Raw genomic sequence first — 26,655 nt, forward strand, 5'->3', positions numbered from 1 at the left:
GCCCCCACATGCCAGACATCAGCAGCGCCCAGATCGACTGGGACGAGAACGGCCAGCCGACCTCCCGCGTCTATGGCGACGTGTATTTCTCCCCCGTCTCGGGGATCGCCGAGACGCACCACGTGTTCATCGACGGCAACCGCCTGCCCGAGCGCTTTACTGCGCTCCCTGCTGGCGGGCGCCTGTGCATCGGCGAAACCGGCTTCGGCACCGGGCTGAACTTCCTCTGCGCCTGGCAGCTGTTCGAAGAGCAGGCGCAGAGCGATGCGCGGCTGCACTTCGTCAGTACCGAGAAGTACCCGGTGGCGCTGGACGACCTGCGCCGCGCCTTCGCCCTCTGGCCCGAGCTGGCGGATCTGTCGGGGCAGTTGCTGGAGCAGTACGTGGCGATCAACCCCGGCTTCCAGCGCCTGGTCTTCGCCGGGGGCCGCGTGGTGCTGACCCTGCTGGTGGGCGATGTGCTGGACACCCTGCCCGAGCTGGACGCGCGCATCGACGCCTGGTTCCTCGACGGCTTCTCCCCGGCGAAGAACCCGGAGATGTGGAACGACGCGCTCTACGCCCAGCTCGCGCGCCTCTCGGGGCCGGGCACGAGCATCGCCACCTTCACCAGCGCTGGCTTCGTTCGCCGCGGGCTGGGCGCGGCCGGCTTCAAGATCCGCCGCACCCTGGGCTTCGGCAAGAAATGGGAGATGTCCCAGGGCGAATTTCTCGGTGTCGAACAGCCGGCCGGCAAGCCGTGGTACAGCCGACCCGTTCACTCCACAGGCCCTCGGGAAGCGCTGGTAGTCGGCGGCGGCATGGCCGGTTGCGCCAGCGCCGCCAGCCTGGCCGCGCGGGGTTGGAAAGTGACGCTGATCGAGCGTCACACAGGCCTCGCCGAAGAAGCCTCGGGCAACCCGCAAGGCGTGCTCTACCTCAAGCTGTCCGCCCACGGCACCGCGCTGTCGCGGTTGATCGTCAGCGGCTTCGGGCACACGCGGCGGCTGATCCAGCGCCTGCAGAAAGGCGAGGAATGGTCCGATTGCGGCGTGCTGCAGCTGGGCTTCGACGACGCCGAGACCCAGCGCCAGGCCAAACTGGCCGATGCCTTTCCGGCGACCCTGCTGCGTCAGCTGGACAAGGCCGAGGCGGAGTCCATCGCCGGCATCGGCCTGCCGGCCGGCGGGCTGTTCTATCCCGAAGGCGGCTGGGTGCATCCGCCCGCGCTGTGCCGGCATCTCGCAGCGCATCCGAATATCCGCGTGCTGACCGGCGAGGAAGTCCGCCTGCAACGCGAAGCCGATGGCTGGAGCGCCTGGAGCGGCGAGCAGAAGCTCGCCGGCGCGCCCGTCGCCATCCTCGCCACCGCCGCCGAAGTGCGGCGCTTCGCAGGCGCCGCGTCGCTGCCGATGAAGCGTATCCGCGGGCAGATCACCCGCGTGCCGGCCACTGCCGAGAGCGCCGCGCTGAGTACCGTGGTCTGCGCCGAAGGCTACGTCGCCCCGCCGCGTCACGGCGAGCACACCCTGGGCGCCAGTTTCGAATTCAAACGAGACGATACCGAGCCATCATTGGAAGAACACCTGGGCAACCTCGACCTGCTGGCGGAGATATCCACAGACCTGAGCGAGCGGATGCACATAGCCCAGCTCGACCCAGCCACACTGCAGGGCCGCGCCGCCTTCCGCTGCACCACCCCGGACTACCTGCCGCTGGTGGGCCCGCTGGCGGATCGCGAAGCCTTCGCTCAGTCTTACGCGGTGCTCGGCAAGGATGCGCGCCAGGTACCGGAGACGCCCTGCCCCTGGCTGGACGGCCTGTACCTGAACAGCGCCCATGGCTCACGCGGGCTGGTCACCGCGCCACTGGCCGGCGAACTGCTGGCGGCCTGGATCGACGATGAACCGTTGCCCCTGCCGCGCGCCGTGGCCGAGGCCTGCCACCCGAACCGCTTCATGCTGCGCGACGTCGTGCGCGGCCAGAAGAACTCCTGAACACCTCGCGGTCCATCGACAGGGCCGCGACCAGCTTCCAGAGCGGACCACCGACATGGATGCACTGCTGCTTGAATCTTCCGCCATCGGCCTGATCCTCGGGCTGCTGCTGGGCCTGACCGGCGCCGGCGGCTCGCTGGTGGCCCTGCCGCTGCTGCTCAGCCTGCACCTGCCGCTGCACGATGCCATCGGCGTCAGCCTCGGCGCCGTGGCGCTGTCGGCAGCCATCGGCGCGGTGCCGCGGGCACGGCAGGGCCAGGTGGCGTGGAAGCCGCTGTTCTGGCTGGTGATCACCGGCTGGCCGGGCAACGCCGTCGGCCAGTGGCTGGGCAAGTACGTGCCGGACGCCTGGTTGATCATCGGCTTCTGCCTGCTGGTGCTGTGGTCGGCCTGGCGCATGTGGCAAGGCTCCAGCCAGCCACGCAACTGCGACAAACCCATGCGCAACGGCCCGCTGCTGGGCGTCGGCCTGGCGGTGGGCTTGTTGTCCGGCCTGATGGGCGTGGGCGGCGGCTTCCTGATCGTGCCGGGGCTGCTGTGGTTCACACCGCTGTCGATGCTGGCGGCGACAGCCACTTCCATGGCGGTGATTGCGCTGGTGTCCGGTGGTGGCTTCCTGCTCTACCTCACCCACGCCCAGCCGCCGCTGCCCTTGCTGGCGTGCCTGGCGGCAGGCGGTGCGCTCGGCGTGCTGTTCGGCAACCGCCTGGCGGTGCGCCTGGGCGGCGCGACGCTGCAGCGCCTGTTCGCGCTGATGCTGGTGGCGGTCAGCCTGTCGCTGGCCGCGCAGAAATTGATGAGCTGACAGCCTTCAAGAGCGACTAGAACTCTTCTTCCTCGGCGCCGGCTCCCGGCGTCTCGAACAGCTCGGCAGCGCGCAGCAGCCCGGCGAGGATGGCGTGCTGCTCCCACTCCGGCAGCCCGGCGAAACGCTCCAGGGCATGCTCGGGCAACAGCGTCGGCCCGTTCCTGAGCGCCCGCCGACCGACCGCTTCGAGGCTCAGCCACTGCTTGCGGCGGTCGTCGTCGTCGCGCCGGCGGGTCAGCAGGCCCTTGCTTTCCAGACGGGTCAGCGCGCTGGAAATGGACGACTGTGACAGCGCCACCTGTCGCGCCAACTGACCAGCGGTTATCTCCCCCTCCAGCTCCACCACCTGCAGGATCAGCAGCTGCAGCGGCGTCAGTTCGCCGTCGCGGCCCAGGCTCTTGGAGTGCACTTCCGCCGCCTGCTGCAGCCGTCTCAGGGCCTGCAACATGGAGAGTGCGTGGGCGTTGCGCATCGCAGTCTTGCTCTCGGCCATCTCAGTCCACCTGCTGCTCCGTCATTTTTTCTCAATGAAATCAGATAGAACTCTCGCCAGATCGACGGGTCATCCCCTAAGGCGTCCGTGAGGCGCCACCCACTTGATCCCCAACGGAGAACCGGTAAGGAAATGTGCGGACTAGCAGGAGAGTTACGTTTCGACAAACAGGCTGCGGACCTTGCCGCAGTCGAACGCATCACCCATCACCTCGCCCCGCGAGGCCCCGATGCCTGGGGCTTTCACAGCGAAGGGCCGGTGGCCCTGGGGCACCGGCGGCTGAAGATCATGGACCTGGCCGAAGCTTCCGGTCAGCCGATGATCGACACCTCGCTGGGCCTGTCGCTGGTGTTCAACGGGGCAATCTACAACTACCCCGAACTGCGCGGCGAGCTGGAAGCCCTTGGGTACCGCTTCTTTTCCGGAGGCGACACCGAAGTACTCCTGAAGGGATACCACGCCTGGGGTGAACAACTATTGCCACGCCTCAATGGCATGTTTGCTTTCGCCATCTGGGAACGCGACAAACGGCGCCTGTTCATCGCCCGCGACCGCCTCGGCATCAAGCCGCTGTACCTATCGCAAACCGGCAAGCGCCTGCGCTTCGCCTCCAGCCTGCCGGCGCTGCTCAAGGGCGGCGACATCGACCCGGCACTGGACCCGGTGGCGCTCAACCACTACCTCAACTTCCACGCCGTGGTCCCTGCGCCGCGCACCCTGCTGGCCGAAGTGCAGAAACTGCCGCCGGCCACCTGGATGACCATAGACGCCGACGGCCACACCGAGCGCCAGCGCTGGTGGACCCTGGACTACGGCCCACTGCCGGACGAGCGCGAGCTGACCCTGGACGACTGGGAAGACCGCCTGCTCACCTGCCTGCGCGATGCCGTGAGCGTGCGTCAGCGTGCCGCCCGCGAAGTCGGCGTGCTGCTCTCCGGCGGGGTGGATTCCAGCCTGCTGGTCGGCCTGCTGCACGAGGCCGGAGTCGAGGACCTGCTGACCTTCTCCATCGGCTTCGAGGATGCCGGCGGCGAGCGCGGTGACGAGTTCCAGTACTCCGACCTCATCGCCCAGCGCTACGGCACGCGTCATCACCAATTGCGCATCGACGAGAACGAAGTCATCTCGCAGTTGCCGGCAGCCTTCCGCGCCATGAGCGAGCCGATGGTCAGCCACGACTGCATCGCCTTCTACCTGCTCTCGCGGGAAGTCTCGAAGCATTGCAAGGTGGTACAGAGCGGCCAGGGCGCCGACGAGCTGTTCGCCGGCTACCACTGGTACCCGAAGGTGGCCGGCGCCAAGGACCCGCTGCAGGCCTACCGCGCGGCCTTCTTCGACCGCACCCACGGCGAGTACCTGGACACCGTGCGCGAAGCCCTGCGGGTGGAGGACGTGGCCAGCGAGTTCGTCCGCGAGCACTTCGCCCAGGCCGGCGCGGATGACCCGGTGGACAAGGCCCTGCGCCTGGACAGCACCATCATGCTGGTCGACGACCCGGTCAAGCGCGTGGACAACATGACCATGGCCTGGGGCCTGGAGGCGCGCGTGCCGTTCCTCGACTACCGCGTGGCGGAGCTGTCGGCGCGCATTCCGTCGCGCTTCAAGCTCGGTGACGGCGGCAAGCAGGTGCTCAAGGCCGCCGCGCGCAAGGTCATCCCCAGCGAGGTGATCGACCGGCCCAAGGGCTACTTCCCGGTACCCGGTCTCAAGCACCTGCAAGGCAATACCCGCGCCTGGGTCAGCGAGTTGCTGCTGGACCCGAGCCAGGACCGCGGGCTGTTCGAGACGGCGATGTTCGACCGCCTGCTCAGCGACCCGGCAAGCGACCTCACCCCGCTGCGTGGTTCCAAGTTGTGGCAGTTGGCGGCCCTCAACCTCTGGCTGACGGAACAAGGCCTGTAGAGCCGGACGACGCCGCGCCCACGCGGCGTCGTCCTTTCCACCCGCCCAGGACAGAAGCCTTATCAGGGAGCGCAAGATGAAACCCCATTCCAACCTGCCCCATCCTCACAACCAGAGGTTGCTGCGCGGCCAGACGCCGACCTACGAGCGCCTGCAGGCGCGCTTCGCCGGTGACCACGCAGAAAGCCACGGCCCGCTGATCCTGCAGTGCGGCTGGGGTCGCCTGCTGATCGGCCACACCTTTTCCAGTCCGGACAAACTCGCCGCCGAGCTGCTCAACGAACAGCCCGGCGAACGCGACATCGCACTCTACGTGGCAGCGCCGCAGCAGGTGCTGGCCCACGCCCCGCAACAGCTCTTCCTCGACCCTTCCGATGCGCTGCGCCTGTGGTTCACCGACTACCGCCCGGCGCGCCGGCCCTTCCGCGGCTTCCGCATCCGCCGCGTGCACAGCGATGACGACTGGACGGCGATCAACCGTCTGTACCTGTCGCGCGGCATGCTGCCGGTCGATCCGTCCAACGTCACCCCGCGCCACCAGGGCGGCCCGGCCTACTGGCTGGCCGAAGACGCCGAGACCGGAACGGTGATCGGCACGGTCATGGGCATCAACCACGCCAAGGCCTTCCGCGACCCGGAAGGCGGCTCCAGCCTCTGGTGCCTGGCAGTGGACCCGCAGTCCAGCCGGCCGGGCGTCGGCGAAGCGCTGGTGCGCCACCTGATCGAGCACTTCATGAGCCGGGGTCTGGCGTACCTGGACCTGTCGGTGCTGCACGGCAACCAGCAGGCCAAGTCGCTGTATCGCAAGCTGCGCTTCCGCGAGCTGCCGACCTTCGCGGTGAAGTGCAAGAATGGCATCAACCAGTCGCTGTTCCTCGGCCCCGGCCCGGAGGAAGGCCTCAACCCCTATGCCAGGATCATCGTCGACGAATCCCATCGGCGCGGCATCGAGGTGCAGGTGCAGGACGCCGACGCCGGCCTCTTCACTCTCACCCAAGGCGGCCGGCGCATCCGCTGCCGCGAGTCGCTGTGCGACCTCACCAGTGCCGTGAGCATGAGCCTGTGCCAGGACAAGACCCTCACCCACCGCGCCCTCGACCGCGCCGGCCTGCGCCAGCCGCAGCAACGCCTGGCGGGCAGCGCGCAGGAGAATGCCGCCTTCCTCGAGGACCACGGCGCGCTGGTGGTCAAGCCGGTGGACGGCGAACAGGGTCAGGGCGTCGCCGTGGACCTGCGCACAGCCGAAGAAGTCGAGGAAGCCATTGCCCACGCCAAGCAGTTCGACACCCGGGTGATCCTCGAGAGCTACCACCCCGGCCAGGACCTGCGCATCGTGGTCATCGGCTACGAGATAGTGGCCGCCGCCATCCGCCGTCCCGCCGAGGTGATCGGTGATGGCCGGCACAGCATCCGCAAGCTGATCGAGGCGCAGAGCCGCCGTCGCCAGGCCGCCACCGGTGGCGAAAGCCGCATCCCGCTGGATGGCGAAACCGAGCGCACGCTGGGCGCTGCCGGCTTCAGCTACGACGACGTGCTGCCCAGCGGCCAGCGCCTGGCCGTGCGGCGCACCGCCAACCTGCACACCGGCGGCACCCTGGAAGATGTCACCGAGCGCCTGCACCCGGCGCTGGCCGACGCTGCCATCCGCGCGGCGCGGGCGCTGGAGATTCCGGTCACCGGCCTCGACCTGCTGGTCACCGAGGCCGATCAGGCGGACTACGTGATCATCGAAGCCAACGAGCGCCCCGGACTGGCCAACCATGAGCCACAGCCCGTCGCCGAGCGTTTCGTCGACCTGCTGTTCCCGCTGAGCCGCGAACTGCTGCATCGCGACAACCGTGACCAGCCACACCCCAACGTGGAGGCCCCGGCATGACCCAACTGCCCCAACCGGACCTGAACTACCTGCAGCGCGTGCTGCTGGAAATGCTCGCCATCCCCAGCCCCACCGGCTTCACCGACACCATCGTGCGCTACGTCGCCGAGCGGCTGGAGGAGATCGGCGTACCCTTCGAGATGACCCGCCGCGGGACCATCCGCGCGACCCTGCTGGGCCGGCGCAAGAGCCCGGATCGCGCAGTCTCGGCGCATCTGGACACCATTGGCGCCATCGTCCGCGAGATCAAGCCCAACGGCCGCCTGGCACTGGCGCCGGTGGGCTGCTGGTCGAGCCGCTTCGCCGAGGGCAGCCGCGTCACGGTGTTCTGCGAGAACGGCGTATTCCGCGGCAGCGTGCTGCCACTGCTGGCCTCCGGGCACGCCTTCAATACCGCCGTGGACACCCTGCCGATCAGCTGGGACCACGTCGAGCTGCGCCTGGACACCTACACCGCCAGCCGCGCCGACAGCGAATCGCTGGGCGTGGCCATCGGTGATTTCGTCGCCTTCGACCCGTTGCCGGAATTCACCGAAAGCGGCCATATCAGCGCCCGCCACCTCGACGACAAGGCCGGCGTAGCCGCGCTGCTGGCCTCGCTGAAGGCCATCGTGGAAAGCGGCCAGGTGCCGCCCATCGACTGCCACCCGCTGTTCACCATTACCGAGGAGATCGGTTCCGGTGCGGCCGGCGCGCTACCCTGGGACGTGAGCGAGTTCGTCGGCATCGACATCGCCCCGGTGGCCGAGGGGCAGAACTCCAGCGAGCACGCGGTGAGCGTGGCGCTGCAGGACTCCGGCGGGCCCTACGACTTCCATCTCTCGCGGCACCTGCTGCGCCTCGGCGAACGCCATGAGGTCGCCGTACGGCGGGACCTGTTCCGCTACTACCACAGCGATGCGCAGTCGGCGATCACCGCCGGCCACGACATCCGCACCGCCCTGCTGGCCTTCGGTTGCGACGCCACCCACGGCTACGAGCGCACCCACATCGACAGCCTCGCCGCGCTGGCGAAACTGCTCACGGCCTACATGCTCAGCCCGCCGGTATTCGACAGCGATGCGGAACCCAGCGAAGGCACGCTGGAGCGCTTCAGCAGGCAGCTGGAACATCCGGTGCACATGGAGAGCACCACGCATGTGCCGCCGGTGGACGACCTGATCGACAGCGGCGATGGCTCATCCGACAAGGGCAAGGAATCGGACAAGCGCAAGAAGTGAAGCTGCACTGAGCGCAGCGCGGGACTACAATCCCGCGCTGCGATTTCGAGTACCCCGCCATGCTGATCCCCTTTGAGCTCATCGAAGCCGACACCCTCAACAACCTGCTGGAAGACTTCGTTACCCGCGAAGGTACCGACAACGGCGACGACACGCCGCTGGACGTGCGCGTGGAGCGCGCGCGCCATGCGCTCAAGCGCGGCGAGGCGGTGATCGTCTTCGATCCGGAAAGCCAGCAGTGCCAGCTGATGCTGAAAAGCGAAGTGCCGAAGGAGTGGCTGGAGGACTGAAGCACCGGCCCAGGAGCACCTCAATGAACACCCATCCTAAGATGAAGCTCAGCGGTGGGACCGGAGCGCCCGGTTGGGGCTGCGTAGGGCGCATAACGCCAACGGCGTTATCCGCCGAATGCTGGAGGGCGAATAAAGCGTTCCGCTTTATTCGCCCTACGGGGAATCGTTTAGCTCAAGGGGCCAGACGCGGCCCGAGCAGCACCACGCTGGCGCCGATCACGCACAGCGCCACACCTACCCAATCGCTCCACAGCGGACGGCTCTTCTCGACGAAGGCCAGCCAGAACAGCGACGCAGCGACGTAGATGCCGCCGTACGCGGCATAGGCCCGCCCGGCGTAGTTCGCCTCGACGCGGGTGAGCAGCAGGGCGAAGACCGTCAGGCTGAGCAGGCCGGGAATTATCCACAGGGCGCTCTTGTCCAGGCGCAGCCAGAGGTAGAAGGCGTAGCAGCCGGCGATCTCGCAGAACGCGGCGAGGACGAACCAGAGGTAGTTGATCATGGGGTTCTTTCCGTGACGGGAAGTGCGCCGGTCAGCCGCGCAGGCCGCCTTCGCGCTCCCAGGCGCAGCGCACTTTCAGTTCGCCTTCGCGGGGGCTGTGGAAGCCGTTCTCGGATTCCCAGCGGAAGGTGTGGCTGCCGTTGACTTCGGTTTCCAGGTGCACCACCGCGCTGGCCCAGTAGAGGCGGCGCAGCAGGGCTTCGAACTGTTCGACCCAGAGTTTCCACTCGTACTCGATGGTCTGGTAGCTGGCGCCGAAATGGATCACCTGGGACTGGTACAGGCCCGCGCCTTCGGTCTCGCAGCGGCTGAACATCTCGCGGCCAAGGAACGGCCAGGCCTCGCCCATGGGCAGGCTGTCGAGCACCTTGCGGTTGGCGGCGCGGCGCAGGCGGCGCTCCATCGAGTCGCCGGGCCAGTCGCGAATGCAGCCATAGACGATGGATTCACAGTGCAAGCGGGTTCTTCCTTCAATGACACGCAAGCCTTCTAACACAGGCCTGGCATCGCGCAAAGCGCGAATCCCCGCAGCTGCGCAGTAGCCCGAAAAAGCAAAAGCCCCGCGAAATGAGCGGGGCTTTCACCGGGGTCCAACGTACATCAGCCAGGCAGGCCGGTGACTAAAACTAACCCTTTGCACCGGCCTGGGCAAGCCCTCTCTTTCATTGCACCGAAAGGGGGCAATTCGGGCGTGAAAATCAGCTGAGGCTGCGGCGCTTGGCTTGCATCTTCTCGGCCATTTTCGCCATCTCGTCGTAGATCGCCTGGGGGTTCTGCTGCTTGATCTGCCAGGCCATGCGGCCCTGCTCGTGGGGCAGGATCATGAAGACGTCGCGGGCAACTTCCCGGTGAATATAGTCGGCGATGTCGGCAGCGCTGATGGGCGAGCTTTCCAGCAGCTTGCCGACCTGGGTCTTCATCTCCGGGCTCGGGCCACGGAAGGAGTCCAGCAGGTTGGTCTGGAAGAACGACGGGCAGACCACGTGGACCTTCACGTCCACCAGGCTGAGATCGGCCAGCAGGCTTTCCGAGAGCGCCACCACGCCGGCCTTGGCCACGTTGTAGTTGCTCATCGCCGGGCCCTGCATCAGGGCGGCCATGGAGGCAATGTTGACGATGCGCCCCTTGCTCTTCTCCAGCAGGGGCAGGAAGGCCTTGCAGCCCTTGACCACGCCCATCAGGTTGATCGAGATCTGCCAGTCCCAGTCCTCCAGCGATAGTTCGCTGAAGAAGCCGCCGGAGGCAACGCCGGCGTTGTTGACGATGATGTCGATGCCGCCGAATTTCTCTTCGCAGGACTGCGCCAGCTGGGTCAGCTGGCTGTAGTCGCGCACGTCGCAGCGCTGGGTGAAGCCGTCACCGCCGGCCTCGCGCACCAGCTTGAGGGTTTCCTGCAGGCCTGCTTCGTTGACGTCGGCCAGCGCCAGCTTCCAGCCCTCGCGGGCCCAGCGCAGGGCGATTTCGCGTCCGAGGCCGGAACCGGCGCCGGTGATCATGATGCGATTTTGCATAGGGGAGGTCTGCCTTTTCTTGTCTTGTTCGGGACGGGTGATCGACAGGGTTTGTCGACGACTGTGGCCCGAAGTGTAACCAAGGCTTTCCGCTATCAGCGGCGAAATCAGGGCGCTGAATGCCCCTGGCAAACCGCCGGCGCACTAGCGCTTCGCGGGTTGCACGATCAGGCCTGGAGGAGCACGCAGAGCTTGCCCAGCACCAGGGCGATGCCGGCGGAGACAAGAAGGTGGGCAGCGCAGTTGATGCGCTCGCGCTTGAGCTGGGCGAATTGCCTGACGCGGTAGCGCAACAGGAAGATGCCCAGCGCCACGGGAAGGGCCGGGCCGAGGAAGGCGAACTGCCAATAGCGGTCCGGATTGACCACCGGGTCCAGGGTCATGGCTTCGGCCAACGGCGGCAGGCCCAGCCCGCACTGGACGAGCAACCACACCACGCCGAGCACAACCAGTACAACGCCCAGCATCCCTACATCCCCCTGATGGCAAAGGCCCAGTATGTTAGTACAGGTGCCCCACGAGGGCTGTGCGACGAATCACCCTGTGGCGTATCGGCGCTGTGACGAAAGCCGAGGGAATCGGGTTTTCCCCATGCCTCGACGCCAGGGTTTCCCCCCAGCCCCCGGCTCTCACCCTGAGGGCCGGGGGCTGGGGTTGCAACGGGTTCAGATCCGTCCGAGCAACAGCAATACCAGCAGCACGACCAGCACCACGCCGATCACACCGGACGGGCCGTAGCCCCAGCTGCGCGAGTGAGGGAAAACCGGCAGGCCGCCGATCAGCATCAAGATCAGGATGATCAACAGGATGGTCCCGAGTCCCATATCGTCTCTCCTCTTTCAGTCGACGAGGGGCGATGGCTCGCGGGTTGCGATTGGCCAGCGCTTGTAATTTCCGACCGGGAGGGTGCGCGGAAGATTCAAAGAATCTGCGTGCGCCAGGCTCAGCTCATTTCAGGTCAGCTCAGGTCGCGGGGCAGCGAGCCCTTGCGCAGGCGCAGGAACATCAGCGCGGCGGTGCGCGCATCGCCGATGGCGGTATGACGGCCTTCGATGGGGATATCCAGATTGCGCGCCAGGGTGTCGAAGCGCAGGTCCAGGTGCAGGTCGGGAAAGCGCCGGCTCATCTTGCGGTGGTAGATCTCCGAGACCTCCACGCGGGGGTTGTCCAGCCGTGCATCGAATTGCTCGCGCAGATGCCGGCGCAGCACCGCGACGTCGAACGACAGGTAGTAGCCCAGCAGTGGCCGCTCACCGATGAACGCCTGCACCTGGCGCAGCGCCTCCACCAGCGGCAACTGGCCTTCGAGGTCGGTGCGGCGCAGCTTGTGGATGCGGATCGATTCGCCGTCCAGCGACGGCGGCGGCTCCACCAGCAGTTCCAGGCGCTCGCCGAGAATCAGCTTGCCACGCCGGATCACCACCGCGCCGATACTGAGGATGTCGGCCTTGCGCGGATCGAGGCTGGTGGTCTCCAGGTCCAGCGACACCAGCTCTTCCGCCTCCGCCGGATCGTGCCGCCACCAGTAGAGGCGGCGGCGCCAGGCGGACCAGTGCGGATCGGGGGCAACGACGCAGGCGTTCATCGGGTCTCCAGGTGGAATTGGCGGGTCAGGCTCTGCTTGAACTTCTTCACCGTGTGCAACCCGAAGCGCAGCAGGTCGCGCTCGTGGCGGCTCAGGCGGGAAACATCGAGCCCCTGTTCGCGGCCGTCGCGCTGGCCGTCCAGCTGCTGGCGCAGGCGCAGCTGGAGGAACAGCTCGAAGGCTTCGGCCAGGTTGTCGACCAGCGATTCATCCAGCACGCCAAGCGCCTTCAGCGCGGCGAGGCGGCCGAGTGTGCCGCGCTCGTCCAGCCCTTCGCGCACGGCCAGCACGCGGGCGCCGTGGACGATGGGGAAGATGCCGCCACGCTTCACGTCCAGCTGCGCGTCCTGGGTTTTCAGTTGGCCGAGGTAGGTCAGCGGCGTGTCGAATTGCAGCGCCGGCAGGGCCAGGTCGCTCATCCAGCGGCTGCTGTCGCCAGCCAGCTCGTACAGGCATTCGCGCAGGCTGTCGAACAGCCTCCGGTTGCCCGCCACCGGCCAGGCATCGGCGAGGATCGACAGGCGCATCAGTTGTTCGGGGCGGCCTTGCAGCGGCAGCTCGCGCAACTCGCGCTGCCACTCGGACAAGGGTTTGCACCACTCCGGCCGACTGGCCATCACGCCGCCGGGACACGGCGGGTAACCGAACTCCAGCAACGCGGCGGAGAAGCGCTGCATCAGCAGCAGGCCCTGCTCCACCGGCAGGCCGTCGTCGAGGATCAGTGCGTTGTCCTGATCAGTCTTGAGCAGTTGCTCCGCGCGCCCTTCGCTGCCCATCACCAGCAGACAGCAACGGCCACGCAGCACCGGCGGCACCTGCAGTTCGAACAGGCGCTCGAGCAGTTGTTCGTTGAGCGCGCTGACCAGTTGCATGATGAAGCGCAGGCGGATGCCATTGCCCGCCAGGGTCGCGATCAGCGTGTGCAAGGTTTCCGCCGCTGCCCGCAGCTCGGCCTCGCTTTCAGCGCGGGCGATGCGCAGCGCCAGCACGTGGGAATGGGTGGAGAACAGGCTGAGCACCTGGGTCAGGTGCAACAGGCCGACCACCTTGCCCTCCTCGCACACCGCCACGCGTTCGATGCGCTGGCGGGTCATGAGAATCATCGCGTCGAAGAGGAAATCGCCCAGCTCGACATGGCTCAGCGGACGGTGCGCCAGCGGGCCGATGGGTTGCGCCTCGCTGAAGCCGTCGCGGAAGTGCGCGGTCATCAGGTCGGTGCGGGTGACGATGCCCAGCGCCCCATCCTCGCGCACCAGCAGCGCGTCCGCGCCACGGCTGAGTTGCAGGCGCGCTGCATCGCCCAGCGGCAGGCCGGGCTCGACTTCGATGGCGGGCAACAGGTGTTCTGGGGCGATGCGGGTGAGGATGAATTCGGCGAGGTTCTGCCCATCACGGCGCTCCAGCTGGCGTTTGCTGGCCAGGTCCGCGCGGAAGAAGCGGGCGAACTGCGGGTTGTCCGTGCACAGCTGATGGAACACCGCCGCCGGCAGTTCGTAGACGATGCTCTCTTCCACCGCCTGGTAGCGGTGCTTGCTGCTGCCGGAGAACAGCCCGCGCACGTCGAACAGGTCCTCGGCGCCGTACTGGGCGAACAGCTTGCCGTCCTCGCCGCGCTCCTCGATCACGCCCTTCATCAGCACGAAGAGGCAGGGCACCGGCGCGCCGGCTTCGAGCAGCACTTCGTCGACCGTGTAGTAACCCACGCTCAGCGCGTCGCGCAGTTGCTCGCGCTCCAGCGGGCGAAGCTGATCGAAGGGTGGCGAGGCGAAGTTGAAATCGTCGGACATCGGTCATCCATCCCTGTCAAAAAAGCGGGGCCGGAGGTGTTTCCACCCCCGGCCCCGGCAGGTTAGCTCAGGCTATCAGTGGGCAGCTGCGCCACTGGCACCCAGGCCGGTCTGCGAACGGATGAATTGCGGGAAGAAGCGCGCGCGCTCTTCGTCGGCAGCGGCCGACTTGTCGGTGATGGAGAAGAACCAGATACCGATGAAGGCCACGGCCATGGAGAACAGCGCCGGGTACTCGTACGGGTAGATGGCTTTCTCGTGGCCGAGGATCTGTACCCAGATGGTCGGGCCGAGGATCATCAGGGTCACGGCGGTGATCAGGCCGAGCCAGCCGCCGATCTTCGCGCCACGGGTGGTCAGCTTCTTCCAGTACATGGAGAGCAGCAGCACCGGGAAGTTGCAGCTGGCGGCGATGGAGAAGGCCAGGCCGACCATGAAGGCGATGTTCTGCTTCTCGAACAGGATGCCGAGCACGATCGCGACCACGCCCAGGCAGACGGTGGTGATCTTCGAGACGCGCAGCTCATCCTTCTCGTTGGCCTTGCCGCCCTTCAGCACGCTGGCGTACAGGTCGTGGGACACGGCCGAGGCACCGGCCAGGGTCAGGCCGGCAACCACCGCGAGGATGGTGGCGAAGGCTACGGCGGAGATGAAGCCCAGGAACAGGCTGCCGCCGACGGCATCGGCCAGGTGCACGGCCGCCATGTTGTTGCCACCCAGCAGGGCGCCGGTGGCGTCCTTGAAGTCCGGGTTGGTGCTGACCAGCAGGATCGCGCCGAAGCCGATGATGAAGGTCAGGATGTAGAAGTAGCCGATGAAGCCAGTGGCGAAGAACACCGACTTGCGGGCTTCCTTGGCGTCACTGACGGTGAAGAAGCGCATCAGGATGTGCGGCAGGCCAGCGGTGCCGAACATCAGCGCGAAGCCCAGGGAGAACGCGGAGATCGGGTCCTTCACCAGGCCGCCGGGGCTCATGATGGCCTCGCCCTTGGGATGGACCTTGATGGCTTCGGAGAACAGGGTGCTGATGTCGAAGTTGACGTGCTTGAGCACCATGATCGCCATGAAGGTGGCGCCCGAGAGCAGCAGCACTGCCTTGATGATCTGTACCCAGGTGGTGGCGAGCATGCCACCGAACAGTACGTACAGGACCATCAGGATGCCGACCAGCACGACCGCGACGTGGTAGTTCAGGCCGAACAGCAGCTCGATCAGCTTGCCGGCGCCGACCATCTGCGCGATCAGGTAGAAAGCCACGACCACCAGCGAACCGCAGGCGGACAGGGTGCGGATGTCCTTCTGCTTGAGGCGGTAGGACGCCACGTCGGCGAAGGTGTACTTGCCGAGGTTGCGCAGGCGTTCGGCGATCAGGAAGAGAATGATCGGCCAGCCGACGAGGAAGCCGATGGAGTAGATCAGGCCGTCGTAGCCCGAGGTGAACACCAGCGCGGAAATGCCGAGGAAGGACGCGGCGGACATGTAGTCGCCGGCAATTGCCAGGCCATTCTGGAAGCCGGTGATGCTGCCGCCGGCGGTGTAGAAGTCAGCAGCGGACTTGCTGCGCTTGGAGGCCCAGTAGGTAATGCACAGGGTCAGGCCGACGAAAGCGACGAACATGACGATGGCGGAGACGTTCAGCGGCTGGCGCTGTACCTCGCCAGTGAGGGCGTCAGCCCAGAGAGACGGTGCGAACGCGGCCAGAGCGAGGGCCGCAGAAATTCGGCCTTTCATTGCTGGGCCTCCTTGAGGATTTCCTGGTTCATACGGTCGAATTCACCGTTCGCGCGGCGCACGTAGATGCCGGTGAGCACGAAGGCCGAGAGGATCAGCCCGACGCCCATGGGGATGCCCCAGGTGACGGACGAATCGGCACTGATCTTCGCGCCGAGCAACTGCGGCTGGAAGGCGATGAGCAGGATGAAGAGCACGTACAGGCCCAACATGATCAGGGAGAGCAGCCAGGCGAAGCGCTCGCGCTTGGCCACCAGCTCTTTGAAGCGCGGATTGGTATCAATCCGCTGGTAGATGCTGTCGTTCATTTTGTTCTTGTCCTCACAGCGGGGATGACGCGGATGTCGTCGATCCCTAATTTATTTGAGCGCTGCAAGGGCTCCAGACGACTTTAGTCGTAGCGTTTAGCCAGACTTCGCGGACAAGCCCGGAATAGACGCTTTAAAATAAAAAAATCCCCCGCAAACCCGACAGTTCACGGAGGATTTTTCTACATCAGAACAGGCGATTCGGGGCTGGCGTCAGCGCTCGGCCACCAGGCGCTCCACCATTGCAGCAGGGGTGTAGCGGTACAGGGTTTCGGCGCTCACCGGTGCCGGACGGGCCTCAAGGAAGCGCGGTAGGTCGTCCGGCGAATCGACGCCCCAGATGAAGAAACGGCCCGGGTCGTAGAACGACTCCTGCTTCACCCGCGCGTTGGTGGTCAACAGCTTCTTGTCGAAGAACAGGGTCTCCAGCACCCGCAGGGTGTAGCCAGCCTGGCCGGTCTGGTTGACCTCCACCAGCACGTCGGCGCCCAGGGTCATCCGCAGGCTGTCGCGGTAGGGGTAGATGGCGCTGACGTGATACGGCGAAGCAACCTGGGTGGACTTGTCGCGCACGATGTGGAAATCAAGCTCGCAGCCCTGCTTGCGCAGAGCCTCGGCGATGGCCAGTACGGTAGCTGAACGCCCCTTGTCGCGGCCGAGGAACGTGCAGGTACGGCCGGTGCCAGTGCTGTTCGAGCTGCTTGCCAGCTGCCTCGCCGCCGCCTCATTGAAGGGGAAGAACTGGTCAAGCCGTTCGACGTCCAGCAGAGAACACTGCTCGGGATCGAAGCTGTAGACGCGGTCGAAGAGGCCGCGCACCGAATCGATGAACTGGCGGTCCACCAGGTCGCGTACCAGCAACACCTTGTGGCCATTGAAGGTGCTTGCGATGCCGGCGTTGATACCGTGCAGCAGCTCTCCTTCGTTGCAGACCAGGATGTCTCCGGGGCGTTCACCATGCCGAGCGTTGACCCTCCGGCCCAGCCACTCCAGCGGCATCGGCACCGGCAGGCGCTTGCCCAGTGATCGGAACAACCGATAGATGCGCCGAACGTAGCCGGGCACCTGGACGATACGGACGTCGAAGCTGTCCTTCAGCGACTCGATCATCGCCCGCTCGTACTCGGCCTTCCAGCCCAGGAAGAAGATTTTCACTCGATCAGAACACACGCACTGCAATACCCGTGGAAAGCGACGCAGGGCAACATCAAACCGACAGCCCAACGGGATGCCGACCACTTGCACCAGCGATCGAGGCTCGACGCGAGCCAGTCAAAGGAAGAGGTCGATTATCCCCCAGGAACCACAGCCGTGGAAACCAGGCGTCGCCCCCGTGCATGGCCACCGCGAAGGACGCGCAAAAAGAAAATCCCCCGCAGTCGCAATGCCTGCGGGGGATTGTCCCGTATAGCGCGAGGGTGCGACCTAGGCGATCACAGCCATTCCTTCACGCGATCGGGGTGCGCCTCGACCCATTTCTTGGCGGCCACTTCCGGTTTCTCGCCGTTCTGCACGGCGAGCATGACTTCGCCGATTTCCTGGCCGTCCTTCCACTGGAATTTCTTCAGGAAGGCCCAGACTTCCGGTGCCTTTTTCTCCAGCGCCGGGTTGGCGACGCTGTCGACGTGCTCCTCGTCGCCGTAGACCTTTTTCGGGTCTTCGAGGAACTTCAGTTTCCACTTGGCGAACATCCAGTGCGGAATCCAGCCGGTCACCGCCACGGCCTTCTTGTCGTTCTCCGCGCGGGTCAGCTCGGAGATCATGCCGCTGCCGGAACTGGCCACCAGCTTGTAGTCCAGGCCGTAGTCCTTGATCGCCTGGTCGGTCTTGAGCATCACCCCGGCGCCGGCGTCGATGCCGACGATGCGGCCGCCGAAGTCATCCTTCTGCGCCTTGAGGTCTTCGATGCTGTTGGCTTTCACGTACTCCGGGACGATCAGGCCGATCTTCGCGCCCGGGTAGTTCACGCCCAGGTTGACCACCTTGTCCTTCATCTTCTCGTAGTAGGCGCCGTGGGTGACCGGCAGCCAGGCCGAGAGCATGGCGTCGAGCTTGCCGCGCGCCACACCCTGCCACATGATCCCGGCGGCGACCGGCATCAGCTTGACCTGGTAGCCGAGCTTCTCGCGCATGATCTCGGCGGCGACGTGCGTGGTCGCCACGCTGTCCGACCAGCCGTCCACGTAACCGATGGTGATTTCCGGCTTGGCCGCCGCACCGGCCAGCCCGGCTGCCGCCGACAGCACCAGCCCTGCGCCCAGGCCCAACAGGCGTCGCATCATTCGCATGGTTTTCTCCCCGTGATTTTATCGGCGCGTCGGAGTGGAACCCGGCGCATTTCGCGGTCTTGGCCGCCCCTTCATGATCGGCGCACCCTGATGGCGAACTGCTCTGAGAGCGACGCCAAACGGTCCGATCCGCGACAGAACCCGTCCATCCACGACCGCGCCATTCCAACCACGACCCCGCTGCCGGCCTATCGCCTTCATACAGAGGCTCGATTACGCGACGGGGTTCCCCCGCAGTAGTCTTTCCGCAACGGAGAATCATTCTCGACTGGAGGATCGCCACCATGCTCAAGACCGTCACCTTCACCCTGATGCACTTCATGATCGCCTTCAGCGTCGCCTACGCGCTGACCGGCAGCATCACCGTGGGCGGGCTGGTCGCGGTGGTCGAGCCGCTGTGCAACGCGGTGGGCTTCCACTTCCACGAGAAGTTCTGGAAGCGCATCGAGGGCAGCACCGCAGGCGATTCGGCGCCGACGCCCCACTGGATTCACCGCCACGCCTGAGTCCCCCGCGCGGGCACTGACGGCGGCCGACGGCGTTGCTAAGATGCGCGCCTCGCCACGGTTCGCGTGCTCCCATGCCACAGTCCTCGCGCTTTCCGCTCCTCCCCTATTGCCTCGCCCTGCTGCTTGCCCTGATCGCCCTCTGCGGGCTCTGGTATGGCCTGGGCAAACCGCTGGTCCTGCCCGATGCGGCCACGCCCACGCACAAGCTGCAGTGCGCGTCCTACAGCCCGTTCGCCAAGGACCAGTCGCCCTTCGACCAGCCGTTCGTGCTGCGCCCGGAGCAGATGGACGCCGACCTGGCCCTGCTGGCGACGCGCTTCGACTGCGTGCGCACCTATTCCATGACCGGCCTGGAAGGCATCCCGGCGCTGGCCCGCAAGCACGGCCTGAAGCTGATGCTCGGCGCCTGGGTCAACGCCAACCCGGTGGACACCGAGCGTGAAGTCGAGGCGCTGATCAAGGCCGCCAACCAGTACCCGGACGTGGTGCAGGCGGTGATCGTCGGCAACGAGACCCTGCTGCGCAAGGAAGTCACCGGGCGCTACCTCGCCGGACTTATCCACAAGGTGAAGGCCCAGGTGCGCCAGCCGGTGACCTACGCCGACGTCTGGGAGTTCTGGCACCAGCACCCGGAAATCGCCCCGGCGGTGGACTTCGTCACCATCCACCTGCTGCCCTACTGGGAAGACAACCCCAGCGGCATCGACGATGCCCTCGCCCATGTGGCGAAGATCCGCGAGGACTTCGGTCGCGAGTTCGCCCCCAAGGACATCCTCATCGGCGAGACCGGCTGGCCCAGCGAAGGTCGTCAGCGCGAGACCGCCCTGCCCAGCCGGATCAACGAGGCGCGGTTCATCCGTGGCTTCGTGCACATGGCCGAGGAGAAAGGCTGGCACTACAACCTGATCGAAGCCTTCGACCAGCCCTGGAAGCGCCAGAGCGAAGGCGCGGTGGGCGGTTACTGGGGTCTGTTCAGCGCCGACCGCGAGGAAAAAGGCGTGCTCGCCGGGCCGGTCAGCAACCTGCCGGGCTGGCCGCTGTGGCTGGGGCTTTCCAGCGTGATCCTGCTCGGCGCGTTGCTGGTGGGCGGCCGCCCGGCCTCTCCCCGCAGTGCTTTCCTGCTGCCACTGGCCGGCGCGCTGGGTGCCGGCTGCATCGGCCTGTGGCTGGAGCTGTCGGTGATCACCAGCCGCTTCTGGGGCGAATGGCTCTGGGCGGCGGCGCTGGCCGGCCTCAACCTGCTGGTGCTGCTGCACATCAGCCTGGCGCTGTCGGCCCGCACGGGTTGGCGCTCGCAGGCATTCGACGCCCTGCAACGCCGCGCCGGCCTGTGGCTGGCGGCCGCCGGTTTCGCCGGCGCGGTGCTGATGCTCGGGATGGTCTTCGATGCGCGCTATCGCAGCTTCCCCAGCGCGGCCCTGCTGTTCCCGGCGCTGGCCTACCTGTGCCGCCCGGTTGCCGCCCCGCGCCGCGAAGCGCTGCTGCTGGCACTGATCATCGCCGTCGGGATTCCCGCACAGCTGGCACTGGAAGGTCTGAGCAATCTTCAGGCACTGGGCTGGGCGGCGGTAAGCCTGCTCCTGCTGGGCGCACTGTGGCGCGGGCGATGCCCGGCCGAACGAAAGGCCTGACTCAGCGGGCCGGCGCGCGCACCAGGCGCAGCCCGGCCAGCACCACGGCGAAGACGGCGAGCCCGGCGTTGTAGAGCACCAGCGCCGGCAGCGTGACCAGCATGGCCAGTACCGCCAGCCACCAGCCTGCCTGGCGCGGCACGAAGAAGGCCAGCAGCGAAAGCCCCAGCGCCAGCTTGCCGAACACCCCGAAATGAATCGCCCAGCCCAGTTGCGAGCGTGCGCTGCACTCCCAGCGCGTGGCTTCGTCGGCGCAGATACCCACCCAGCGACTGTCCTCCATCAGCCCGAAACGCAAGCCATAGCTGGCGGCCAGCCAGAGCGCCAGGGCGAGCAGCAGGAGGATCAAGGGCAAACGACGGGACATGGCGCCACTACTCCGGGAGGCGGGAAATCGGCGCCCAGCATAACCAGCGCCGGGGCCGATGCAAGAGGGGCCAAAGCCTGCTTAAACTTCCTTCACCCACGGAGCCTTCGATGAAGCGATCGACCCTGTTCCTGCTGGTCTGCGCGGCCTCCAGCTTCTGGTGGCTGTGGCCGACCGACCGCCCCCACGCACCGCAGCAGCACAGCCAGGCCCTGTCCGCTGGCGGCTTCCGCGTCGAGCGCTATTCCATCTATCCGCTACAGGACTTCAGCATCGAGGCCCGCGTGCTCGGCCGCGAGGATTACCGCCTGGGCCGCGAGGCCGAACTGTCGCCCACCGATCTCGCCCTCGGATGGGGACCGATGGATGATCCGCGGGTACTCGCCGAAATCCGCATCAGCCAGGGCAACCGCTGGTTCTACTGGCATGCCGACAAGCTGCCGATTCCCCGCCGCGAGCTGGAAACCCATGCCGCCAACATGCACATGATCCCGGCCAATGACGGCGTGGCGCGCACCCTGGCCCAGGTCAGCGCCGGGGAGCACGTGCGCCTGTCCGGCAAGCTGGTGCGGGTGGAAGGCGACGACGGCTGGCGCTGGGTCAGCTCGCTGACCCGCGAGGACACCGGCGCCGGCGCCTGCGAGCTGATCTGGCTGGAGAGTCTGGAGCGCTATTGAAGCGCATTGTTGCCAGCGGCACGGGGCTTTGGGCATGCTCCTGAGCATTCGCAGCACAAGGATATTTTCATGCCCCGCGTTACCCTGCGCCCCGCCGCCCCCGACGACATCCCGCTGATCCTCGAGCTGATCCGCGAACTGGCCGACTACGAAAAGCTGGTCCACGAAGTGAAGGCCGACGCCCAGCGCATGCACGATCACCTGTTCGGCCCGCGCCCCTATGCCGAGGTGCTGATCGGCGAAGTGGACGGCGAGCCCCAGGGCTTCGCGCTGTTCTTCCACAACTATTCCACCTGGCTGAGCCAGCCCGGCATCTACCTCGAAGACCTCTACGTGCGCCCCGCCGCCCGTGGCGCCGGCCTGGGCAAGGCATTGCTGACTGAACTGGCGCGACTGGCTGTGGAGCGCGACTGCGGACGCCTGGAGTGGTCGGTACTGGACTGGAACGAACCCGCCATCGGTTTCTACCGCAGCCTGGGCGCGCGCCCACAGGACGAATGGACCGTCTATCGTCTAACCGGCGATGCCCTGCGTGACCTGGCGCGCAAGGGCTGAAACGCATATCGCACTTGTAGGAAATGTGCTGGTCTTAATGCCCGGTCACCCTAGAGTTGGCCTCCTCTTGAAAGGACTCCGAACCATGACATTTCTTCGCCGCGTGGCCGCCCTGATCGGCGGCCTCGCACTGGGGCTCGCCGGGCCCGCTTTCGCCCGCGATGTGGATCAGGCCAGCTACGGCTATCCGTTGCTCAACCCGTTCGAGGCGACCATCGCCACCACCCCGCCGGAGCTGCGCCCGGAGTTGCCGACGGATGACGACATCCGCCAGTCGGACTACGCACTCAAGCTGCGCCCGGAGCGCGAGCATGAGCTGCCGAGCAACTTCTGGCCGGTGAAGAAACTGCACTACCGCCTGGCCTGGCAGAACCACGAAGCACCACTGGTGTTCATCATCGCCGGCACCGGCGCCAACTACTCCAGCACCACGCCGGAGTACCTCAAGCGCCTGTTCTACAACGCCGGCTACCACGTGGTGCAACTGTCCTCGCCGACCAGCTGGGACTTCATGGTCGGCGCCTCCCGCGTCGCCACGCCCGGCTACACACCCGACGACGCCGATGACCTGTACCGGGTGATGCAGGCCGTGCGCGCGCAGCATCCGGACCTGCCCGTCAGCGACTACTACCTGACCGGCTACAGCCTCGGCGCGCTGCACGCGGCCTTCGTCAGCAAGCTCGACGAAACCCGCCGCAGCTTCAACTTCAAGCGCGTGCTGCTGCTCAACCCGCCGGTGAACCTCTATACCTCGGTGAGCAACCTCGACAAGCTGGTGCAGACCCACGTCAAGGGCATCAACGACACCAACACCTTCTACCAGGTGGTCCTCGCCAAGCTGACCCGCTACTTCGAGCAGAAGGGCTATGTCGACCTCAACGACGCCTTCCTCTTCGACCTGCAACAGTCCAAGCAGCACCTCTCCAACGAAGAGATGGCCATGCTGATCGGCGCGGTATTCCGCTTCTCCTCCGCCGACATCGCCTTCACCTCGGACCTGATCAACCGCCGCGGCCTGATCACCCCGCCCAAGTACCCGATCACCGAAGGCACCAGCCTGACGCCCTTCTTCAAGCGCGCCATGCAGTGCGACTTCGAGTGCTACATGACCGACCAGCTGATGCCGCTGTGGCGCGCCAAGTACGACGGCGGCAGCCTGCCGCAGCTGATCGACCAGGTCAGCCTGTACGGCGTCCAGGATTACCTGAAGGAGAGCCCGAAGATCGCCGTCATGCACAACGCCGACGACGTCATCCTCGGCCCGGGCGACATCGGCTTCCTGCGCCGCACCTTCGGCGACCGCCTGACGCTCTACCCGCGCGGCGGCCACTGCGGCAACCTCAACTACCGCGTGAACGCCCAGGACATGCTCGACTTCTTCAAGGGACAGGATGCCACGGCTACCGGCATCGCCACCGCGCAGACAGGGAACTGACTCCATGCCACTTCGCCATTCCTGGACTCTCGCCCTGCTGCTGGCCTGCGGCCTCGCCCAGGCCGAGACGCCGCAACCCATAAAGACTCCGACCTCCACCGCCTTCGACATGGCGCCGGACGAAGACGGCTTCAAGCACCCGCTGGACGCGCTGAAGTTCAACCCCGGCCTCGACCAGCGCGAGTTCGAGCGCGCCACCTTCGACGCCCTCAACGTCTACGACCCCTGGGAGTCGTGGAACCGCCGGGTCTATCACTTCAACTACCGCTTCGACGAGTGGGTGTTCCTACCCGTGGTGAACGGCTACGAGTACGTCACCCCGCGCTTCGTGCGCAGCGGCGTGAGCAACTTCTTCAGCAACCTCGGCGAGGTGCCGACCCTGCTCAACAGCGTCGCCCAGCTCAAACCCGAGCGCGCGGCGAACAGCACGGCGCGACTGCTGTTCAACACCATCCTCGGCATCGGCGGCCTGTGGGACCCGGCCACGGCCATGGGCCTGCCCAAGGTCAGCGAGGACTTCGGCCAGACCCTGGGCTACTGGGGCGTGCCGGACGGCCCGTACCTGATGCTGCCGATCCTCGGCCCGTCCAACCTGCGCGACACCGGCGGCCTGGTCACCGACTTCATCGCCGCTCGCGAAGTGAACTACCTCGACTACTCCGACATCAGCCGCGAGTACTGGGAACTGCCGGTGCTGGAGATCGTCAACAAGCGCTACAGCAACAGCTTCCGCTACGGGCAGATGAACACGCCCTTCGAGTACGAGAAGCTGCGCTACTTCTACACCGAGGCCCGGCGCCTGCAGATTCAGGAGTAAGCAGGCACCGCCGCCTTCGGGCGGCGGTTTTCTTTCCGAAAAGCCATCGAATTCATCGATAGTTAGACTGAAAAACTCGCAACCATTTATCCATCAATTGGGACTAGGATGATCTCCATTCACAGATCAAGGAGGTCCCCATGACCCGCTTACGTACCGTGATCGACCAGCACATCGGCCACCCGGCCAGCGACGGCGCCGGCGTGCGCCTGACCCGCGTGATCGGCGGCGCCGGCATCGAACGCTTCGATCCGTTCCTGATGCTCGACCAGTTCGATACGCAGAATCCTGACGACTACATCGCCGGTTTCCCGGCCCACCCGCACCGTGGCTTCGAGACCGTCACCTACATGCTCGAAGGGCGCATGCGCCACGAAGACCACCTGGGCAATACCGGCCTGCTCAAGCCCGGCGGCGTGCAGTGGATGACCGCCGCCCACGGCATCATCCACAGCGAGATGCCCGAGCAGGTGGAAGGCGCCATGCGTGGTTTCCAGCTGTGGCTGAACCTGCCGGCGAAGGACAAGCTGTCCCCGGCTGGCTACCGCGACATCGAACCCGAAGACGTGCCCCGCGTGACCACCGCGCAAGGCGTTGGCGTGACCGTGATCGCCGGGCGCTTCGACGATGGCCAGACCGCCATCGAGGGTGCCGTGCAGCGTCCGGGCACCGAGCCGCACTACTACGACCTGGTGCTGCCGGCAGGCGCCTCCGTGACTCCGCACATTCCGGCGGGCCATCGGGTGATGCTGTACGTCTACGAAGGTTCGCTCAAGGTGCCTGGTGAGCGCGGTGACGAAACCGTCGCCACCAACCGCCTGGTGCGCCTCGGCCAGGGCGACGAGATCCAGCTGTCCAGCGACAAGGGCGCGCGCGTCCTGTTGCTGGCCGGCAAACCGCTCAATGAGCCCATCGTGCAGTACGGCCCGTTCGTGATGAACAGCCGCGACGAGATCGAGCAGGCCCTGCGCGATTACCGCGATGGTGTCTTCGCCGTCTAACCGCCGCGCTGGCCCTTATGTGGTATTTCAGCGCCAGGCCCAGCCCTCACCCTCTCCCAGGGGGAGAGGGGACCGTTCGGTGCAGGATGAAACCATGGCGTCAGCCGGCACAATCTGCCCCCTCTCCCTGAGGAGCGGGGCGCGCAGCCAGGGCTGGGGTGAGGGGGAAAGCGCAAAAACGGGACTTCGCGGGGAAAACAGACGGGAGCCTGCGGTCTACAGCGACCAGTCTTCCATCCCCAGAAAGCGCGCGATTTCCGCGCGCTTTTCCATGGCGTCGCGATACCCCAGTTCGATCAGAGCGTTGCAGTAGCCCGGCTCGAACAGCAGGTAGCTGAGCACACCCGCCCCGCTCGCCTTGGTCGCTCCCGGCCCACGCAGGAACAGGCGTAGCGGCTTGGGCAGTTCATGGCGGTACTGCGCGGCAATCTCGTCCAGCGGCCGACTCGGTGAAATCAGCAGCACATCCACTGGCGCCAGCCCCAGCGTTGCGCGGCGCGCCTCCTCGGGCACCAGCGAGCTGAGGAAGTTAATCCGGTGCAGCAGTTCGATATCACCTTCGAGGCTGTCGATGAAGGTGCTGTTCAACAGGTGAATGCCAACCTGCGCCAGGCTCGGCGGCTGGCCCGTCCGGTAGTTCGCTACCTGCTCGTTGGCGCTGCCCACCGTGGGGTTGCCGCTGACACCGATCACCAGCACACGATTGGCACCCAGGTGCAGCGCCGGGCTGATCGGCGCCTGCTGGCGTACCGCACCGTCGCCGAAGAACTCGCGGAGAATCTTCACCGGCCGGAACAGCAGTGGTATCGCCGAGCTGGCCAGCAGATGTTCGATCTGCAGCCGCGTCGGCACGCCGATGCGGCGGTGGCGCAGCCAGGGATCGATGGTCGCGCGACCCTGGTAGAAGGTCACTGCCTGGCCGGATTCATAGCCGAACGCGGTCACCGCCACTGCGCGCAGGTTACGCCGGCGCACGGCGGCGGCGATGCCGGAGAGATCCAGTTCACGCTCGAGGAGATAACGCAGCGGCGTGCTGTCCAGCAGCGCCACCGGCTCGCGCTTGCCCAGCCCCAGCAGGCTGTGGCCGAGGAACTTGAAGGCCTGGCTGAACACGCCGGGCCAGTCGGCGCGGTACACCTGCCCGGTGCGAAAACCCTTCCAGACCTTGGTCAGCCGCTCTACCGCGCCGGTGAAGGACAAAGCCCCGCAGGCCAGCCCGACGGCATTGATGGCGCCGGCAGAGGTGCCGACGATGACCGGAAAGGGATTCTCCGCGCCCTCGGGCAGCAGCTCGGCGATGGCGGCCAGCACGCCGACCTGGTAGGCCGCCCGCGCGCCGCCGCCGGAGAGAATCAGGCCGGTGATGGCATCCGATCTGGGGAG

The 26,655-nt window shown here is 66.3% G+C and carries 27 protein-coding genes; 13 read left to right on the forward strand and 14 right to left on the reverse strand.

Annotation, left to right across the window (positions count from 1 at the left end; all coding sequences use genetic code 11):
- The first annotated feature begins 8 nt into the window (after positions 1-8).
- Both mnmC and ABKS89_RS22400 read left to right on the forward strand, forming a co-directional pair.
- Positions 9-1,976 (forward strand): bifunctional tRNA (5-methylaminomethyl-2-thiouridine)(34)-methyltransferase MnmC2/FAD-dependent 5-carboxymethylaminomethyl-2-thiouridine(34) oxidoreductase MnmC1, encoded by a 1,968-nt coding sequence (gene mnmC / locus ABKS89_RS22395; protein ID WP_348587127.1) that lies wholly within the window; start codon positions 9-11, stop codon positions 1,974-1,976.
- Between the two features lie 55 nt (positions 1,977-2,031).
- The gene (locus ABKS89_RS22400; protein ID WP_138215215.1) at positions 2,032-2,781 is read left to right on the forward strand and encodes a sulfite exporter TauE/SafE family protein; all 750 of its coding nucleotides are present in this window, start codon (positions 2,032-2,034) and stop codon (positions 2,779-2,781) included.
- Between the two features lie 16 nt (positions 2,782-2,797).
- Here the strand turns inward: ABKS89_RS22400 and ABKS89_RS22405 are convergent, their stop codons facing one another.
- On the reverse strand, positions 2,798-3,277 hold the full coding sequence (locus ABKS89_RS22405) for a MarR family winged helix-turn-helix transcriptional regulator (RefSeq protein WP_081520255.1): 480 nt from the start codon (positions 3,275-3,277) through the stop codon (positions 2,798-2,800).
- A 132-nt stretch (positions 3,278-3,409) separates the two neighbouring features.
- Here ABKS89_RS22405 and ABKS89_RS22410 point away from each other — a divergent pair, with 132 nt between their 5' ends.
- The 4 genes from ABKS89_RS22410 to ABKS89_RS22425 all read left to right on the forward strand — a co-directional run bounded on the left by ABKS89_RS22410 (position 3,410) and on the right by ABKS89_RS22425 (position 8,565).
- Positions 3,410-5,179 carry an N-acetylglutaminylglutamine amidotransferase gene (locus ABKS89_RS22410; RefSeq protein WP_138215217.1) on the forward strand — a complete coding sequence of 590 codons (1,770 nt, stop codon included), beginning with the start codon at positions 3,410-3,412 and terminating at the stop codon, positions 5,177-5,179.
- 76 nt (positions 5,180-5,255) lie between these two features.
- Positions 5,256-7,055: an N-acetylglutaminylglutamine synthetase gene (gene ngg / locus ABKS89_RS22415; RefSeq protein ID WP_348587129.1), complete on the forward strand. Its 1,800-nt coding sequence runs from the start codon at positions 5,256-5,258 to the stop codon at positions 7,053-7,055.
- On the forward strand, positions 7,052-8,275 hold the full coding sequence (locus ABKS89_RS22420; protein WP_348587130.1) for an osmoprotectant NAGGN system M42 family peptidase: 1,224 nt from the start codon (positions 7,052-7,054) through the stop codon (positions 8,273-8,275). The genes ngg and ABKS89_RS22420 overlap by 4 nt, the downstream gene beginning before the upstream one ends.
- A gap of 59 nt (positions 8,276-8,334) precedes the next feature.
- Entirely contained in the window at positions 8,335-8,565 is a 231-nt protein-coding gene (locus ABKS89_RS22425; protein ID WP_081520251.1) for a YheU family protein, read from the forward strand.
- Between the two features lie 175 nt (positions 8,566-8,740).
- Here ABKS89_RS22425 and ABKS89_RS22430 read toward each other — a convergent pair whose 3' ends face one another.
- The 11 genes from ABKS89_RS22430 to ABKS89_RS22480 form a co-directional block, all read right to left on the reverse strand.
- On the reverse strand, positions 8,741-9,070 hold the full coding sequence (locus tag ABKS89_RS22430) for a YnfA family protein (protein WP_138215220.1): 330 nt from the start codon (positions 9,068-9,070) through the stop codon (positions 8,741-8,743).
- 31 nt (positions 9,071-9,101) lie between these two features.
- A complete protein-coding gene (locus tag ABKS89_RS22435) occupies positions 9,102-9,527 on the reverse strand; it encodes a hypothetical protein (protein WP_024766159.1) in 426 nt (141 codons plus the stop codon).
- Positions 9,528-9,768: 241 nt separating this feature from the next.
- Entirely contained in the window at positions 9,769-10,581 is an 813-nt protein-coding gene (locus ABKS89_RS22440; RefSeq protein ID WP_348587132.1) for an SDR family oxidoreductase, read from the reverse strand.
- A gap of 167 nt (positions 10,582-10,748) precedes the next feature.
- A complete protein-coding gene (locus ABKS89_RS22445; protein ID WP_138215221.1) occupies positions 10,749-11,048 on the reverse strand; it encodes a hypothetical protein in 300 nt (99 codons plus the stop codon).
- 198 nt (positions 11,049-11,246) lie between these two features.
- Entirely contained in the window at positions 11,247-11,405 is a 159-nt protein-coding gene (locus ABKS89_RS22450) for a DUF3309 family protein (RefSeq protein ID WP_138215222.1), read from the reverse strand.
- A gap of 134 nt (positions 11,406-11,539) precedes the next feature.
- Positions 11,540-12,166: a 3'-5' exonuclease gene (locus tag ABKS89_RS22455; RefSeq protein WP_138215223.1), complete on the reverse strand. Its 627-nt coding sequence runs from the start codon at positions 12,164-12,166 to the stop codon at positions 11,540-11,542.
- The gene (locus tag ABKS89_RS22460; RefSeq protein ID WP_348587134.1) at positions 12,163-13,953 is read right to left on the reverse strand and encodes a DUF294 nucleotidyltransferase-like domain-containing protein; all 1,791 of its coding nucleotides are present in this window, start codon (positions 13,951-13,953) and stop codon (positions 12,163-12,165) included. Before ABKS89_RS22460 ends, ABKS89_RS22455 begins: the two co-directional genes overlap by 4 nt.
- 75 nt (positions 13,954-14,028) lie before the next feature.
- Positions 14,029-15,684 carry a cation acetate symporter gene (locus ABKS89_RS22465; protein ID WP_138215225.1) on the reverse strand — a complete coding sequence of 552 codons (1,656 nt, stop codon included), beginning with the start codon at positions 15,682-15,684 and terminating at the stop codon, positions 14,029-14,031.
- Positions 15,681-15,992, reverse strand: a complete 312-nt coding sequence (locus ABKS89_RS22470; RefSeq protein WP_045210285.1) for a DUF485 domain-containing protein — start codon at positions 15,990-15,992, stop codon at positions 15,681-15,683. The genes ABKS89_RS22465 and ABKS89_RS22470 overlap by 4 nt, the downstream gene beginning before the upstream one ends.
- Positions 15,993-16,205: 213 nt before the next feature.
- Positions 16,206-17,147, reverse strand: a complete 942-nt coding sequence (locus tag ABKS89_RS22475; RefSeq protein ID WP_138215226.1) for a WaaS/CpsH family glycosyltransferase — start codon at positions 17,145-17,147, stop codon at positions 16,206-16,208.
- A 278-nt stretch (positions 17,148-17,425) separates the two neighbouring features.
- Complete coding sequence (locus tag ABKS89_RS22480) at positions 17,426-18,280, reverse strand: glycine betaine ABC transporter substrate-binding protein (protein WP_138215227.1); 855 nt, start codon at positions 18,278-18,280, stop codon at positions 17,426-17,428.
- A 284-nt stretch (positions 18,281-18,564) separates the two neighbouring features.
- Between ABKS89_RS22480 and ABKS89_RS22485 the strand changes: the two genes are divergently transcribed.
- Positions 18,565-18,786, forward strand: coding sequence for a DUF2061 domain-containing protein (locus tag ABKS89_RS22485; protein ID WP_348587135.1), 222 nt, complete (start codon positions 18,565-18,567; stop codon positions 18,784-18,786).
- Between the two features lie 74 nt (positions 18,787-18,860).
- A complete protein-coding gene (locus tag ABKS89_RS22490; RefSeq protein WP_348587137.1) occupies positions 18,861-20,420 on the forward strand; it encodes a glycoside hydrolase family 17 protein in 1,560 nt (519 codons plus the stop codon).
- A 1-nt stretch (position 20,421) separates the two neighbouring features.
- Here the strand turns inward: ABKS89_RS22490 and ABKS89_RS22495 are convergent, their stop codons facing one another.
- Positions 20,422-20,787, reverse strand: coding sequence for a hypothetical protein (locus tag ABKS89_RS22495; RefSeq protein WP_348587138.1), 366 nt, complete (start codon positions 20,785-20,787; stop codon positions 20,422-20,424).
- 110 nt (positions 20,788-20,897) lie between these two features.
- Here ABKS89_RS22495 and ABKS89_RS22500 point away from each other — a divergent pair, with 110 nt between their 5' ends.
- From ABKS89_RS22500 to ABKS89_RS22520, 5 genes are all read left to right on the forward strand, one after another.
- A complete protein-coding gene (locus ABKS89_RS22500) occupies positions 20,898-21,464 on the forward strand; it encodes a hypothetical protein (protein WP_348587139.1) in 567 nt (188 codons plus the stop codon).
- Positions 21,465-21,533: 69 nt separating this feature from the next.
- On the forward strand, positions 21,534-22,019 hold the full coding sequence (locus ABKS89_RS22505) for a GNAT family N-acetyltransferase (protein WP_138215232.1): 486 nt from the start codon (positions 21,534-21,536) through the stop codon (positions 22,017-22,019).
- A gap of 85 nt (positions 22,020-22,104) precedes the next feature.
- The gene (mlaY, locus tag ABKS89_RS22510) at positions 22,105-23,454 is read left to right on the forward strand and encodes a lipid asymmetry maintenance lipase MlaY (protein WP_348587141.1); all 1,350 of its coding nucleotides are present in this window, start codon (positions 22,105-22,107) and stop codon (positions 23,452-23,454) included.
- A gap of 4 nt (positions 23,455-23,458) precedes the next feature.
- A complete protein-coding gene (locus ABKS89_RS22515) occupies positions 23,459-24,271 on the forward strand; it encodes an MlaA family lipoprotein (RefSeq protein WP_138215234.1) in 813 nt (270 codons plus the stop codon).
- Between the two features lie 140 nt (positions 24,272-24,411).
- Positions 24,412-25,272 (forward strand): pirin family protein, encoded by an 861-nt coding sequence (locus tag ABKS89_RS22520; RefSeq protein ID WP_348587142.1) that lies wholly within the window; start codon positions 24,412-24,414, stop codon positions 25,270-25,272.
- Between the two features lie 216 nt (positions 25,273-25,488).
- Here ABKS89_RS22520 and ABKS89_RS22525 read toward each other — a convergent pair whose 3' ends face one another.
- The gene (locus ABKS89_RS22525; RefSeq protein ID WP_138215471.1) at positions 25,489-26,637 is read right to left on the reverse strand and encodes a patatin-like phospholipase family protein; all 1,149 of its coding nucleotides are present in this window, start codon (positions 26,635-26,637) and stop codon (positions 25,489-25,491) included.
- Between the last annotated feature and the right edge of the window lie 18 nt (positions 26,638-26,655).

Origin of the sequence: Pseudomonas sp. LABIM340 (genome assembly GCF_040017195.2) — a bacterium.
Classification (GTDB): domain Bacteria; phylum Pseudomonadota; class Gammaproteobacteria; order Pseudomonadales; family Pseudomonadaceae; genus Pseudomonas.